Source organism: Armatimonadota bacterium, from assembly GCA_016789105.1.
GTDB lineage: Bacteria > Armatimonadota > Fimbriimonadia > Fimbriimonadales > Fimbriimonadaceae > UphvI-Ar2.
The window spans coordinates 141,374-153,968 of record JAEURN010000001.1 but is presented as its reverse complement, the minus strand read 5'-3'; the positions used below and the strand labels follow the sequence as shown (position 1 = coordinate 153,968).

Below are 12,595 nucleotides of genomic sequence, written 5' to 3'. Positions count from 1 at the left end.
TTCCAACCAAAAGCACGAACTGGTCGGATACATGTGTTCGAACTCGGTTTGGAGGGACGGAAAACTCGAAGTCGAGCTTCATGAGTTCTTTGATTTGATGCTAAATACCGTGATTTCGGAGCTTCCGAAAGAAGAGCCGGAAGAAGAAAAACGGCTCGTTTTTGTCAAATCTGTAGAGTGGTGGAGATAAGGGGGCTCGAACCCCTGACCTCTTCCATGCCATGGAAGCGCTCTCCCAACTGAGCTATATCCCCACAGGGAACGGAATTGAACCGCAAACACGGGGGAAGAATCAAGGCCCCGCCCGTATTCGGGGGCTTTTGACCGCACATCGTTAAAATTCTGCCGAACTTTGACCCACGGTCTTGCGTATTCACTCTTCATGGCCCATCCGTTGCGTTGGTTGGCCGGCCCCATCGCCGTGCTCACCACCCTTGCCCCGCTCACGGCTTTCGCCCAGTTCAAAAATGGCGATGAGCTGGTTAAGAAAAACGTCGAGTTCACCCAAGACGTGCGGGAAGAAATCCTGAAAGGCGTTACTGACATTTTGGAAAACCGGGCGTTTGTCCCGAATGTCGACTTCAAAAAATGGGATGGCGAACTCGCCAAAAGCCACGACGACCTGGTGAAATTGGATACCGAAAACGCCTTCACCAACGGCGTCAACAAACTCTTGCGCGAATTCGGCATCACCCACATCGGGCTGCGGACACCCAAATCGGCGGAGTTCCGGCGGACGGGAACGACCAGCGGGCTGGGGATGAGTGCGCAATTCAAAGATGGCGCCATGGTTGTCCAGTCGGTGACGGAGGGGAGCCCAGCCGCCCAGGCCGGGTTGCAGGTCGGTGACAAGATCGTGGAAATCAACGGGGAGCCGGTGAAAGAAGATTCCAAACTGAGCGCCGACGGGGAGCAGCCGCTGCAAATCAAGTTCGTCCGAGGAATGGACGACGCCAAGGAAGTCAGTATCAAATCGGGTTCTTTCGTCGCCCCACCCCGCGCCGACACCCTCACCTGGCTGGGCGATGACATCGCCATGATCCGCATCAATTCGTTCAGCCGGGGATATGAGATCGAGAACATCAACAAAATGATGTCGGAAGCGGCCAAGGCCAAGGGCGTAATCGTCGACCTCCGGAACAACGGAGGCGGGGCTGTTAGCAACCTCGCCCACCTCATGGGGCTGTTCATCGATTCCAATGAGGCCGTCGGCACGTTTGTCAATCGTCAAATGATGGCGGGCTACTTGAAGGAAAAGAATCTGGAGACGGCCACCGTGAACGAGATCGCGGCCTGGGGAACCAGCAAGTTCCGGCCCCGTGCGCCCAGCATCCCCCGCTACGAGGGCCGGGTTGCTGTGCTCATCAACCGTGGGTCGGCCAGTGCCAGCGAGATTTTTTCTGCGGCTATGAAGGACGTCCGGGGCGCGGAGATCGTCGGTCAACCCTCGCGGGGAGCCGTGTTGGCTTCGGTTTATGGCCGGCTGGCCGGCGGGTTTGAAATCCAGTACCCCATCAGCGATTATGTGACGATCAAAGGAGTCCGCCTTGAAGGCAACCCGGTCACGCCGACCTTGGCTGTCGAAGCGGGACGGGGTCAAGATGGCGACGCGGTCTTGGAAGCGGCTGTCCAAGCCCTCCGGTCGCCCATTTCCAGCCGGCTTTTTTGAGCGTCAATCCTGAGCGCTTGGCAATTGGCAGGTGGCGGGGATCCCCAGCCACCTGCTGACCCGTAGCCGATTCCGAGCAATCCACCGGTAGGCCAGCCGGGCCACCCAGATCATGGGCGGCACCCGGAAAATTTGCAAGGGGCTATAGGGGCGCAAAAAGCAGTAGGCCCGCAAAGCACCGTCGGCCCCCCCATAGTTTTTTCCGCCGTCCAGGTAAACGATTTCGGTCTGCGCCTGTGCTTGCAATTCCGGGGTCAGTTTCGGATAGGAAAAGCTGGGCAAGCAATTGATCTGGCCCGACGCATCGCGGCGGCGCAACCATTCCACAGCGGCTTGGCAGAATCCGCAATCGCCATCATAGAGAAGGATCGGCTTATCGCTTTGCATCCCTACTCCTATTCTACGGCCGAATCCCGGCAATGGCGAGGGCATTCCGCGCCCTTGCCAGCGAACTGGCCAGCAATTCTTGCCTGGCAAGCCTGGCCACGCTTGCCCCGTCTGCGGTCATGGGTTCGAGGACAACTTTTTGGCCAGGCCGGATTTGCGCCAAAACGGGGAGGTCAGCCGCGATCACGGCCCCGATTTTGGGATACCCGCCAAGAGTGGGCCCGTCTGGACCATGAATCAGGAACTCGCCTCCCGGAGCCACTTGAACCGCGCCGTGGAATGATGGCTCTGACCGGGCGAGCGGCGAAAAATCAGGGGTCTGGCCTCGGAACCGTGATCCGACCCGATCTGCCATAGGCGTCGCAACCGCATCAAAGACCGCCGGATCGCCAACCGGAATGTATCTGAGGTGGTCTGGCATCTCCGGCGGCACCGGCGGGTCCAACAAGACGAGCCTTCCCCCAGTTCCTGACCCCGCACTAAAGAATCCCATCCCGGGCTCCAGGGGTGTGGCAAACCGGCGCCCTGCTCCCATCCCATCCCAAGAAAGGTAGGCGCGGAAACCGCTATGGGGGGCATTGAGGGAAAGGGGTTCACCCGGCAACAAGGGGATCGCCGCCAGAGCGGCCAGCGGATGACCTGGAAGCATCGCCGAGCCAACCGGGGCGGAAAGGTAGACGAGGACCGGGGAATCTGATTGGACGATGACCGGGGCGGTGAGTTCAAGGGCGAAATCGGAGCCGGCTAGGCCAAGAGCCAAACCAGCGAGAAAAGGATCGGCAGGCCCCCCGGGGGGGACGCCCTTGGATCGCCAACCGGGCCGGGCCTGAGGAACCAGGAAATTCCCGGAATATGTGCTCAGAATCTGGATCACGGTGCCTTCACCGAATATCCGGCGCGCTCCAATTCACCACGGACACAAGCGAGGATCCTTGGGGATTCCGGATTATCCCCGTGAATGCACAAGGAATCGCAGGTTTCGGCCAGTCGCAGCGCCTGGTCGGCGGCCTCCCCAGGGTTGAGGATCAGGGCATCCGGGTGGGAGCGGGAAAGCAACAAGCCGTTTTCACCGTATCGGCGGTCGATAAAGCCTTCGCGGATCAAAGGGTGTCCGGAAAACCACGCGATCTCCTCGTGGTACGTGCCAGATAGCCCCATGAGGGGGAGCTGGTATTTGACGAAAACGAATTTCAATAGGAACGCAGCGGGGACGAGGGTGTCGTCCATGTCTTGCCAAGAATCGCCATCTTCTCCCAACGCTTGCCAAGCCTCGGGATTGCGGGAGCCCCCGAAACTGGTTGCCGAATCGTTGTAGAGGGCTCCATGGGGTTTGATGTATGCCGCTTCCGGAATGAGTCCAACTTGCTTGGCTAGGTGATGCGCGACATCCCGAGACTTCATGTCTAGGGCGTGGAGGGTTCGACGGCCGAAGTGGCTGGGATCAGGGTAGCCCGGGTGGGCACCAACCCGGATGCCTCGGGCGAGGCACGCTTCTACCGTGGCGCGCGTGGTCTCGGGCGACCCGGCATGGGCCCCGCAACAGACGTTCGCGCTGGTAACAAGATCCAGCAACTCTCCTTCCCAGGAGATGCCCTCGCCGAGGTCTGCATTGAGGTCGATCGTTTTCACAGGCGTTCCCCCTCCAATCGGTTGAACTCATGGATGTCAACCGGCTCGAATCGCAGCGTGTCGCCAACGGAAATGGGGAAGAAACCTTCTTCCGGATCGACCAAAACCAACGGGGTGCGGGCAATAAGGTTCCAACCGCCGGGCCGGGGAAGGGGGTAAATGCACGATTGGTTGCCGACGATGGCAATGCTTCCGGGGCCGACTTGGGGCCGGGGGGTCGGACGCCGGGGAAGCCCGCTGAGATTGGCCGGGAGTCCCGAAAGGTATGGGAACCCCGGGCAAAACCCGATGGCTTCCACTGTGAAGGTGGCCGACGCATGGAGCTCCACCAATTGGTGGGGAGTTATGTTTAGGGCGTTGGCGCACTCCTCCAGGTCCGGGCCATCGTATGAGGCCGGGAGGACATGGGATGATGCCGGCGGCAGCCCCTCAGGTTGCTCCCCCCCATTTTGGAGTAGGAGCGCCGGCTGCCCGGCCGATCCCTCCAAAACCGGCTCCAGAAGGCCGAGTGCATTCGAATCTGGGTCGAAGAAAATGGCCAGTTGATCGAACGCCGGAACACATTCCAAAACGCCTTCAACCGATTCAAACAGTTCAGCAGCGTGCGCAGGGGAGTCCAGGCCTTGTAGAATGAGGCAACCTTCGCCGAGGCGCTTGAACCGCATGGCCCATGATACGCAAATTCCGATGACCACCGAGCCGATTGAAGTCTCCTTGCCAGTTGCCGCCGAGCCAGATGCGCAACTCCCCAGCTACGCGACCGCGGGATCGGCCGGGCTCGACCTGCGGAGCACCCACGAAGTGACCCTGGCGCCCATGGAGCGCGCACTGGTCAAAACCGGGCTCCGCTTGGCGATCCCTCCGGGGTTCGAGGGTCAAGTCCGGCCCCGCAGTGGTTTGGCACTCAAACAGGGCATCACCTGTTTGAACTCGCCTGGCACGATCGATTCCGATTATCGGGGGGAAGTCGGGGTGATTTTGATCAATTTGAGCAATTCGGTCGTCCAATTAGCCAAAGGCGAACGGATCGCCCAATTGGTGGTGTGCCCGGTGGCCCGGGCCGTTCTCCATTTGGTCGACGATTTGGATGCCACCGAGCGTGGAGAGGGCGGATTTGGCAGCACAGGACTCCGGTAATCACAAGATTTCATGCCCGCGGTGTTTCGCGGTCGTCCCCGGCGAGACAGAAGTCTGCCCCGAATGTGGGTATGCGCTTTCTAACACCGCCGCCGACACCGACACCGGGGTCTACCAAGACCTTGCCCAGGCCAACTTGGCGCGGATGCGCGGGGACAAACAAGCCGCAATCGATCATTGCCTAAAGGTTTTGCGGGCCTTCCCCAACAATGTCACCGCGCATTCCTTGCTCGGCGAAATCTATTTGGAGCACGGGGAACTCAAGCAGGCGGCCGAATGGTTTGAAATGACCCTCGACCTGAACCCGGCGGCGGCCCGTGAAAGGCAACTTTTGGAAAGGGTTCAACAGCTGATGGAGGAAACCGACCACAAGGCGACGATCCAACAGCTGGAAGTCAAACCGAAGTCTGGCTTGACCGCACTCTGGGTCGGAATGGTCGCCGTGATCCTGGCCGTAGCGGCAGCGAGCTATTTCATCGGTCAAAATTCGGGGCGTTCTAAGGCGGTGGCAACGGGCCAAAAACCTGCGGCCCCCCTCCGGCTGCCGGCGCAATCCAAGCCAGATAACCCCAACGCCGAACCGGCTGTGCCAGACCTGTCCAAAATCTTGAACGAGCGGCTGGGGAGTGCCCCCGCGGACGACAGAACCGCCTTGGAAGAAGTTGTGGCCAACTCACAAAAGCGCAACTTGATCCTCACTTTGCTCCTGAACCCATCAAACCAAGAGATCTTGATCTCCGCCGAACCAGAAGACGGCGTCCCATTCGAAACAACCGCTTTGCTAATCAGTGCCGACGTTTTTGTCGGCAGGGCCGCCACCAAAATCGTGACAACCCGGTTGATCAAATCGGGAAGGGTTGTGTTCGTCGGCACTTTGGCCAGGGACTCTTATGACGAACTGCAAGGTTTGAGCGGCAACACCCCCGTGGATCAGTTGGCGGTACAAGCGTTCCCAAGCGGCTGGCATGCCGACCGGCAAACCCAGCCCGGTAGCCCGGTGGAGCCCCAATCCCGCCATGAACCGGAGCCCACGGAAAGCAGCAGCCCCGCCGCTCCGACCGGCACTTAAGGCAGAGGAGCGCCCCGGGCCGCCACATGGAGCCGGTACCAATCTTCCCGCCCAAGTGCAATGTCCAACGCCTTGGCGGAGTCGGCAATCCGCGCAGGATCCGTCGTTCCCACAATTGGGATGATTTGGCTGGGGTGGGCCAGCAGATAGGCATAACAGATGTTTTGTCGGGATGTGTTGTGCCTTTCCGCCACCTCACCCACCAAGGCATGGAGGGCGGCTTGCCCTTGAGATTTGGCCGATAGGTCGGCGTCCGCATCGGCCAACCATCCGCCGGCTAGTGGGGACCAGGCCAAGGGGGTCAAGTCGTGGATCATGCAGTTGTCGACCACCCCGTCCTCAAATGGAGCGGGATGGCCCAATGAGATCTCGATCTGGTTCACCAACAGCTGCTGATCCAAATTGGCATTGAGGAGATCTACCATGCTGGGGCGGAAATTGCTGACCCCGAAAAACCGCACGATCTTCCGGTGGCTTAGCGTTTCAAACGCCTCCGCCACCTCACGGGGATCCATTAGGATGTCGGGCCGGTGCAGCTGGTAAAGGTCGATTGTTTCAACCTGTAGTCGATCACGGGATCGCTCGGCGCTCTCGATGATATGCGACTTCGAAAAATCGTACCGGTGCGGGGAATCGGGATCCGGTTCGCCTGGGAACCGGATGCCGCATTTTGTGGCGACCAAGGTTTTAGCCCGGAGCTCCGGCGATTCGGCTAGGAGCCTCCCGTGGATCGATTCGCACAGGGTGCGGCCATAGATGTCGGCATGGTCGAAAAACGTATAGCCTGTTTCATATGCGGCCATCAGCGATTGCCGTCCGGCTTCTTCGTGGGCTGGCGTGAATTCGGCCGGGTTCCAAGTCCGGGCGATCCGCATGCAGCCATAGGCGAGCGAGGTCACTCGCAAGTCCGACTTTCCCAACAACTGAGTCTTCATTGGCCAAAAGCGTATTTACCACGAATCGGGGATATCGTCGCCCCGCCCCGTTTTGACATGATCGCCCAGACTGGTTCAGCAAAAAAAGGCGGCCCCTGCTCCGGGGGCCGCGGTTTGAGTGGAGGGTGGGAAAACCCTTAGCCGGCGGTGGCTTTTGGCCCGATTTTGATGTCGCCGCGGGTGACGATTCCTTCAAACGTGTAGGTGACATCCGAGCGGTCGGCCTCGAATCGGACGACAAGGCGGTCGTGGGGGACGTTGGGATCGGGGCTGCCGTTGTCTCCGGCGGGGGGAGCCAAGTCGGCGGCTCGCACGGTGATGTTGCCTTCAAAGCGGCGGATATCGCGCCCTTCCCGAACCACCATGATGCCACGGCCTTTGAACACCGATCCGTCGCCGGCGAATTCCAATGACATGGGGCGCTTCAATTCAATCGTGACTTGCCGCGGGGTCTCTTCATTCCCGGCCTGGAACAGGAACCGCCCTACAGTTTCGCCCCGTTCGTTGTGGGTGGCGCGGAGCTCGAATTTGCCCCCGATCTCGCGGTTTTGGGCAAGCCCTTTGCCCTCGACGAATTTTGGGTGGGCGTCTTGCTGGGCAAAAGCACAGCCAAAGACAAGAAAGGCGGCAGCAACGACAAATGTCTTCAAGTGTTTCATGGTTTCTCTCTCCGGACGGCACCGAAGCCCTCCAGGGGCCGCCCTATCGGATTGAGACGAAATCTTGATTGGCCTGTTCCATGGAATCGTGAGAAAACTATGAGTTTTGTACCGATAAGTTATACGGATGTTAAGAAAAAAAATGCCGATCCACAGTGGACTGCAAATCGGCTAACTTTGTCGCATGCCTACCGTACTTACCGGTTCCGGGGGCTTTGGGTTCCCCGATTTTAGGCATGTCCCTTTGAATTGTTGGTCATAGGGGAACAACGCTGGGATTGCGAAACGGTTCACTTTTCAGAATCGTTTTCTGCTCTTTGGCGATTGAGTTTTCTGGCGACCCGATCCAGGTAATCAGTTTCTGGCATCCCCATGCGTTTGGTCACCCAGTAATAACCCCACATCGATACGGTGATGAAAACGAGGCCGACAACCATGTCCACGGCCCGGTTGGTATCGAACCGAAGCAAATGGAACCCCCGGGAAAGCCCCCAGAAAATGGCAGTCGAGACGCAAGAAGCCAGAATCGATTGACCGCCAGTCTTGAGGATCGCCGGCATCGCGAGGCCCTCCACGATCTGCTTGGCATTGGCCAGGAGGAGCACCACCATCAGGATTGCCGCCGCCGAGCCGGCAAGGGCCAACATGAGCGGCGGGAGCTTTGCCCACACCACTAAGCACGAACCGCCAAAGAAGACGGCGGTCGCTACCGTGCCCAGAATAATGGGTCTGAGGGTGTTTTGGACGCTGAAAAAGGCGCGCATCAGCACGGGTTGCAGGCACCAAAACGGCACACCGATTGCCAAAGCCGTCAACAAGGGGGCCGTCCGGGCGGTGTCGGCTGGCGTGAACGCCCGGCCTTCATAGACCAGCCCGATCACCTCATGCGGGCAAAAGATGAGAAGCAGGCTTACCGGGATCGACAGGTAGAGCACGCTCCGCATGGTCTTGCCCAGCTGGTCACGGAAGAGGTCCATGCGGCTTTGGGCAAAAAATTGGCTCAGGGCCGGAAAGACGCCGATCGCCATGCTTTGGCCAAAAATCCCAACTGGCGCCTGCATCAACGTATTGGCATTCTTGAACGCCGTGATGTAGCTTTCCCCTTCCCGCGAATAGAAACTGGCGAAGCTGGCCAGGAACATCCCAAAAACCCCGGAGAGTGAGAGCCCAAAGACGACCGGGGCCATCAGTTTGAACACTTTGCGCACACCAGGATGCTTGGTGCTGAGCGTGAACCGAAACTTGAGCCCGATCCGTCGCATCACCCACAAGGGAACCAAGATATTCCCGACAAATGCCCCCACCAATGCCCCCCAGCTCATCCCGGCCGTCGGGATCGCCGTGAACGGTGCCAGGGCCACCGCACCCAGGATGATCGCAATGTTATAGATGTTGGGACCAAGACCAGGCACGGTGAAAATCTGCCGGGAATACAGGGTGCCGAACATGATGCCGCCGATGAAGAAGGCGAACTGGGCCGGCAAAATAATGCGCGCCATGTATGTCGCCATCTCATATATCCGATCGGCTTCTGGGCCCTTGATCCCTGGAACGATGAGATGCACCAATGCCGGCGTGAATACCATGCAAACAACGATGAACGCGGTCACGAGAACCGCCATGATGCTGGTCACCGCGCTGAAGACTTCCCAGGCATCATCTTCACGACCCGTGTGCAGGTATTCGCTGAAAACTGGTATGAACGCGCTACTCAACGCCCCGCCGGCGATGAGATAGAACAGGAGATCCGGGATCTGGAATGCCGCGTTGTAGGCTTCGGTGTAAACCGATTGGCCAAACATCCGGCCAATGACCATTTCGCGGATGAGCCCGAGCACCCGCGACAGGAAAAGCGAGGCAACCATGATGCCGCCCGCCTTTGCCACGTTCGGCATCGTCGGATCAGGTTTTTCAGCTTGCGGCACAGCGGTCCCGAAAGTATAGCGTCCGGGGATGCCGCTCAGGTTCCCCCCGGGGCTAACGGATTGACCGGTAATCTCGGGGCAGACCATGCCCAACCGACTCCTCCAATCCGCATCGCCCTACCTACGGCAGCATGCCGAAAATCCGGTGGATTGGCGGGAATGGGGGGCCGAAGCTTGGGAGGCCGCGAAATCTGAAAACAAGCCGGTCTTTTTGAGTGTCGGCTATTCCAGTTGCCATTGGTGCCATGTGATGGCCCACGAGAGCTTTGAGGATCCAGAAGTCGCCGAGGCACTGAACCGCAATTTCATCAGCATCAAGCTGGATCGGGAGGAGCGGCCGGACATCGACGACCTTTACATGACGGCCGTTCAAATCGCAACTGGCCGTGGGGGCTGGCCAGTGAGCGTTTTTTTGACCCCGGACGCCGAACCGTTTTTTGCCGGCACCTATTTTCCCCGGCACCCCATGGAAGGGCACCCGGGGTTCCTCCAAATCATCCATGCCCTCGCCGGTGCTTGGCAGGATGAAGAACGGGAGATCCGTCAAAAGGCGGCTTCGTTCGCTGATGGGCTCCGCCAAGTTCTTGAAAAGCCGATCCCGGCGGCCGGTGGCCGAATCGACGTGGGGTTGGCCGATTCGGCCGTCGTAGCCCTGCGCGAAGAGTTCGATGACGTGAACGGCGGCTTTGGGGGTGCTCCCAAGTTCCCGCCGTACGCCAGCTTGCGGTTCTTGATCCGCTATCTGGAGGTCCGGGAGGGCCTGCCTGGGGTCGGGTACCTCGAGGCCGCCGCATTCATGCTCCTCAGGACTTTGGAATCCATGGCGATGGGGGGCATCCGCGACCATGTTGGCGGTGGGTTCCACCGGTATTCGACTGATGCCGAATGGCGGTTGCCCCATTTCGAAAAAATGCTTACCGATAACGGGCAGATGCTGTGGCTTTACTCCCGCGCTGCCCGCCTGGTTGACGATCAGGGGCTAAAGCTGTTGTTTGAAGAAGTTTCTGACGGCATCATCGATTGGATTCAACGGGAAATGCGCGTGGGCGGATTCTTGGCTACCGCCCTTGATGCCGACACGGAGGGGATCGAAGGGGCCACCTACACCTGGCGGATCGACGAAGTCCCGGCAGTGGTCTCCGAAGTTTACGAGATGGAAAGGGACGGCAACTTCGCTGAAGAAGCAACCGGGGAACGGACGGGCCAGAACATCCTTTTCCGGTCAACGGTCGGCTCCCGGCTCTACGAACTGGATGACCTGCTGTCCATCCGCAACGCACGGCCACAACCAGGCCGGGATGACAAAGCGTTGCTTTCGGCCAATGCGCTGGCCATCTCGGGGCTTGCCGAAGCCGGCCATACCGATTTGGCACGAGAGTTGGCCAGCCGTTGGCTGGGCCTTGCCCGTAATGGACTTCCCCACCAATGGGTCGAAGGTTTTGCCTCCCACGAGGCGTTTTTGGATGGATACGCCTATTTTGCCGAGGCCCTTTTGGATGCAGGAATGGATGCGGACCCCGTTATCGACCAAATGGTCGCAAAGTTTTCGGACAATCGAGGTTTTTGGTTCACCGGGATCGGCCATGAACAACTCATCGGACGCCAGAAGCCGTTCCTCGACCAGGCCGTCCCGAGCCCCAATGGGGTCGCCATCAGGGTTTTGCGCCGTGCTGGCAGGAACGATGAGGCGTTGCAGCACCTGACGGCCGCATTCGGTTGGGCGCAACGGGCTCCGGCTTCGGCCGGGACGGTTCTGACGGAGTGCCTGGAGCAGTTGGCCTTGGGCCGGGCATCGGAACTTGCCCAAATGGAGTCGCCGGCAGTGGCGATCCGGCTCGATCCCCCGCTGATCCCCTTGGAAGAAGACGGATGGGGTTATGCGCGGCTCATCCTGGATATCCCCTTGGGGTTGCACGTCAACAGCGATTCTCCGGCTGCCGACTGGCTCTCCCCGACCCGGATCGAACTGGACGGCGTCTATGGAGAAGCCTCGTTCCCGGAAAGTCCAAATGGACGGTATGACGGAACTGCCGAAATTGACCTAAGGGTCAAACCCAGGGGGGCGGAAAGGCAGTTCACCGTGGTTGTGTTTTGGCAACTCTGTTCGGAAACCGAATGTTATGCACCAAGTCAAGCAACGGTTAAGGGAGAAATCCTCTGACAGTGGCCAAGGGTAAAGTCGAGGCATGAAAGTTTTGGTTGCTGACAAGTTGGAGAAGTCCGCGTTGGATGGCATGGCCGCGCTCGGGTGCGAAGTTGTTCAGGATGCCGACCTAAACGGCGATTCATTGGTTGCCGCAATCGCCGGAACTCAGCCCCAAGTTTTGGTCGTCCGGTCGACCAAAGTCGATGCCGCCGCCCTTTCGGCGTCCCCCACACTCAAGCTGGTCATCCGGGCTGGTGCCGGATACAACACCATCGACATCGCTGCCGCCACCGGACATGGGATTTCGGTCGCCAATTGCCCCGGCAAGAACTCGATTGCCGTCGCCGAACTTGCCTTTGGGTTGATGTTGGCTTTAGACCGGTTCATTCCCGAGTGCGCCGCCGACTTGCACGAAGGCAAATGGAACAAAAAGGCTTACAGCAAAGGGAAGGGTCTCTTCGGGCTCACCCTTGGCCTTGTCGGCATGGGCAACATCGCCCAAGAAATGGTTCCCCGGGCGAAAGCCTTCGGCATGGATGTGATCGCGTTTTCCCGGTGGATGCCATCCGAAACGGCATTATCCCTCGGGGTGAAAATGGCCGACAGCTTGGAAGATTTGGCTGCCCGGTCAGATATCGTCAGCGTCCATACCGCGCTCAATGATTCCACCAAAGGGTTGATTTCTGCCCAGGTGATCGCCAAGATGAAACCTGGTGCCTACTTCATCAATACCTCCAGGGCGGAGGTGGTCGACCAGGCGGCCCTGCTCGCCGCGTGCGAATCTGGGGTGTTGCGGGCGGGGTTGGACGTTTTTGAGGGTGAACCGGCTGCCGCAGAAGGCGATTACGACGGCCCCCTTAAAACGGCGAAGAACGTCATCTGCACCCACCATGTGGGAGCCTCCACTAATCAGGCCCAAGAAGCGGTTGCCGACGAAGTGGTCCGGATCGTCGCCGATTACAAGGCTTCCGGAGTGGTTCACAATCTTGTCAACGGTGACTAGGCTCGGTGCCTGCTTGGCATCGGCAACCCGGCCGAA

General features: G+C 59.3%; 12 protein-coding genes and 1 tRNA gene. 5 read left to right on the top strand and 8 right to left on the bottom strand.

Going from position 1 to position 12,595, the window contains the following annotated elements:
* Window positions 1-178: 178 nt before the first annotated feature.
* Window positions 179-254, bottom strand: a tRNA-Ala gene (locus JNM28_00805).
* Window positions 255-352: 98 nt separating this feature from the next.
* Here JNM28_00805 and JNM28_00800 point away from each other — a divergent pair.
* Entirely contained in the window at window positions 353-1,669 is a 1,317-nt protein-coding gene (locus tag JNM28_00800) for a PDZ domain-containing protein (GenBank protein MBL8066969.1), read from the top strand.
* A 3-nt stretch (window positions 1,670-1,672) separates the two neighbouring features.
* Here the strand turns inward: JNM28_00800 and JNM28_00795 are convergent, their stop codons facing one another.
* Genes JNM28_00795 through JNM28_00780 form a run of 4 tightly spaced genes read right to left on the bottom strand, consistent with a single transcriptional unit; the run spans window position 1,673 to window position 4,350 of the window.
* Window positions 1,673-2,056 carry a DUF393 domain-containing protein gene (locus tag JNM28_00795; GenBank protein MBL8066968.1) on the bottom strand — a complete coding sequence of 128 codons (384 nt, stop codon included), beginning with the start codon at window positions 2,054-2,056 and terminating at the stop codon, window positions 1,673-1,675.
* 13 nt (window positions 2,057-2,069) lie between these two features.
* Window positions 2,070-2,930 carry a hypothetical protein gene (locus tag JNM28_00790; GenBank protein MBL8066967.1) on the bottom strand — a complete coding sequence of 287 codons (861 nt, stop codon included), beginning with the start codon at window positions 2,928-2,930 and terminating at the stop codon, window positions 2,070-2,072.
* Window positions 2,927-3,685 carry a LamB/YcsF family protein gene (locus tag JNM28_00785; protein MBL8066966.1) on the bottom strand — a complete coding sequence of 253 codons (759 nt, stop codon included), beginning with the start codon at window positions 3,683-3,685 and terminating at the stop codon, window positions 2,927-2,929. The genes JNM28_00790 and JNM28_00785 overlap by 4 nt, the downstream gene beginning before the upstream one ends.
* Entirely contained in the window at window positions 3,682-4,350 is a 669-nt protein-coding gene (locus JNM28_00780) for a carboxyltransferase domain-containing protein (GenBank protein MBL8066965.1), read from the bottom strand. Before JNM28_00780 ends, JNM28_00785 begins: the two co-directional genes overlap by 4 nt.
* A 22-nt stretch (window positions 4,351-4,372) precedes the next feature.
* Here JNM28_00780 and dut point away from each other — a divergent pair, with 22 nt between their 5' ends.
* Entirely contained in the window at window positions 4,373-4,822 is a 450-nt protein-coding gene (dut, locus tag JNM28_00775; protein ID MBL8066964.1) for a dUTP diphosphatase, read from the top strand.
* Complete coding sequence (locus tag JNM28_00770; protein ID MBL8066963.1) at window positions 4,800-5,891, top strand: tetratricopeptide repeat protein; 1,092 nt, start codon at window positions 4,800-4,802, stop codon at window positions 5,889-5,891. Before dut ends, JNM28_00770 begins: the two co-directional genes overlap by 23 nt.
* Here JNM28_00770 and JNM28_00765 read toward each other — a convergent pair.
* From JNM28_00765 to murJ, 3 genes are all read right to left on the bottom strand, one after another.
* On the bottom strand, window positions 5,888-6,826 hold the full coding sequence (locus JNM28_00765; protein MBL8066962.1) for an aldo/keto reductase: 939 nt from the start codon (window positions 6,824-6,826) through the stop codon (window positions 5,888-5,890). The genes JNM28_00770 and JNM28_00765 overlap by 4 nt on opposite strands.
* A gap of 137 nt (window positions 6,827-6,963) precedes the next feature.
* The gene (locus JNM28_00760; GenBank protein ID MBL8066961.1) at window positions 6,964-7,485 is read right to left on the bottom strand and encodes a hypothetical protein; all 522 of its coding nucleotides are present in this window, start codon (window positions 7,483-7,485) and stop codon (window positions 6,964-6,966) included.
* Window positions 7,486-7,775: 290 nt separating this feature from the next.
* Window positions 7,776-9,410: a murein biosynthesis integral membrane protein MurJ gene (gene murJ / locus JNM28_00755; GenBank protein ID MBL8066960.1), complete on the bottom strand. Its 1,635-nt coding sequence runs from the start codon at window positions 9,408-9,410 to the stop codon at window positions 7,776-7,778.
* Window positions 9,411-9,495: 85 nt separating this feature from the next.
* Between murJ and JNM28_00750 the strand changes: the two genes are divergently transcribed.
* Both JNM28_00750 and JNM28_00745 read left to right on the top strand, forming a co-directional pair.
* Window positions 9,496-11,571, top strand: coding sequence for a thioredoxin domain-containing protein (locus JNM28_00750; GenBank protein MBL8066959.1), 2,076 nt, complete (start codon window positions 9,496-9,498; stop codon window positions 11,569-11,571).
* 25 nt (window positions 11,572-11,596) lie between these two features.
* Entirely contained in the window at window positions 11,597-12,559 is a 963-nt protein-coding gene (locus tag JNM28_00745) for a hypothetical protein (GenBank protein MBL8066958.1), read from the top strand.
* Window positions 12,560-12,595 lie beyond the last annotated feature (36 nt).

Coding starts and splice junctions, on each gene's coding strand:
- JNM28_00795 (MBL8066968.1), bottom strand. CDS start 2,056: ATGCAAAGCGATAAGCCGATCCTTCTCTATGATGGCGATTGCGGATTC.
- JNM28_00760 (MBL8066961.1), bottom strand. CDS start 7,485: ATGAAACACTTGAAGACATTTGTCGTTGCTGCCGCCTTTCTTGTCTTT.
- JNM28_00750 (MBL8066959.1), top strand. CDS start 9,496: ATGCCCAACCGACTCCTCCAATCCGCATCGCCCTACCTACGGCAGCAT.
- JNM28_00765 (MBL8066962.1), bottom strand. CDS start 6,826: ATGAAGACTCAGTTGTTGGGAAAGTCGGACTTGCGAGTGACCTCGCTC.
- JNM28_00780 (MBL8066965.1), bottom strand. CDS start 4,350: ATGCGGTTCAAGCGCCTCGGCGAAGGTTGCCTCATTCTACAAGGCCTG.
- dut (MBL8066964.1), top strand. CDS start 4,373: ATGACCACCGAGCCGATTGAAGTCTCCTTGCCAGTTGCCGCCGAGCCA.
- JNM28_00745 (MBL8066958.1), top strand. CDS start 11,597: ATGAAAGTTTTGGTTGCTGACAAGTTGGAGAAGTCCGCGTTGGATGGC.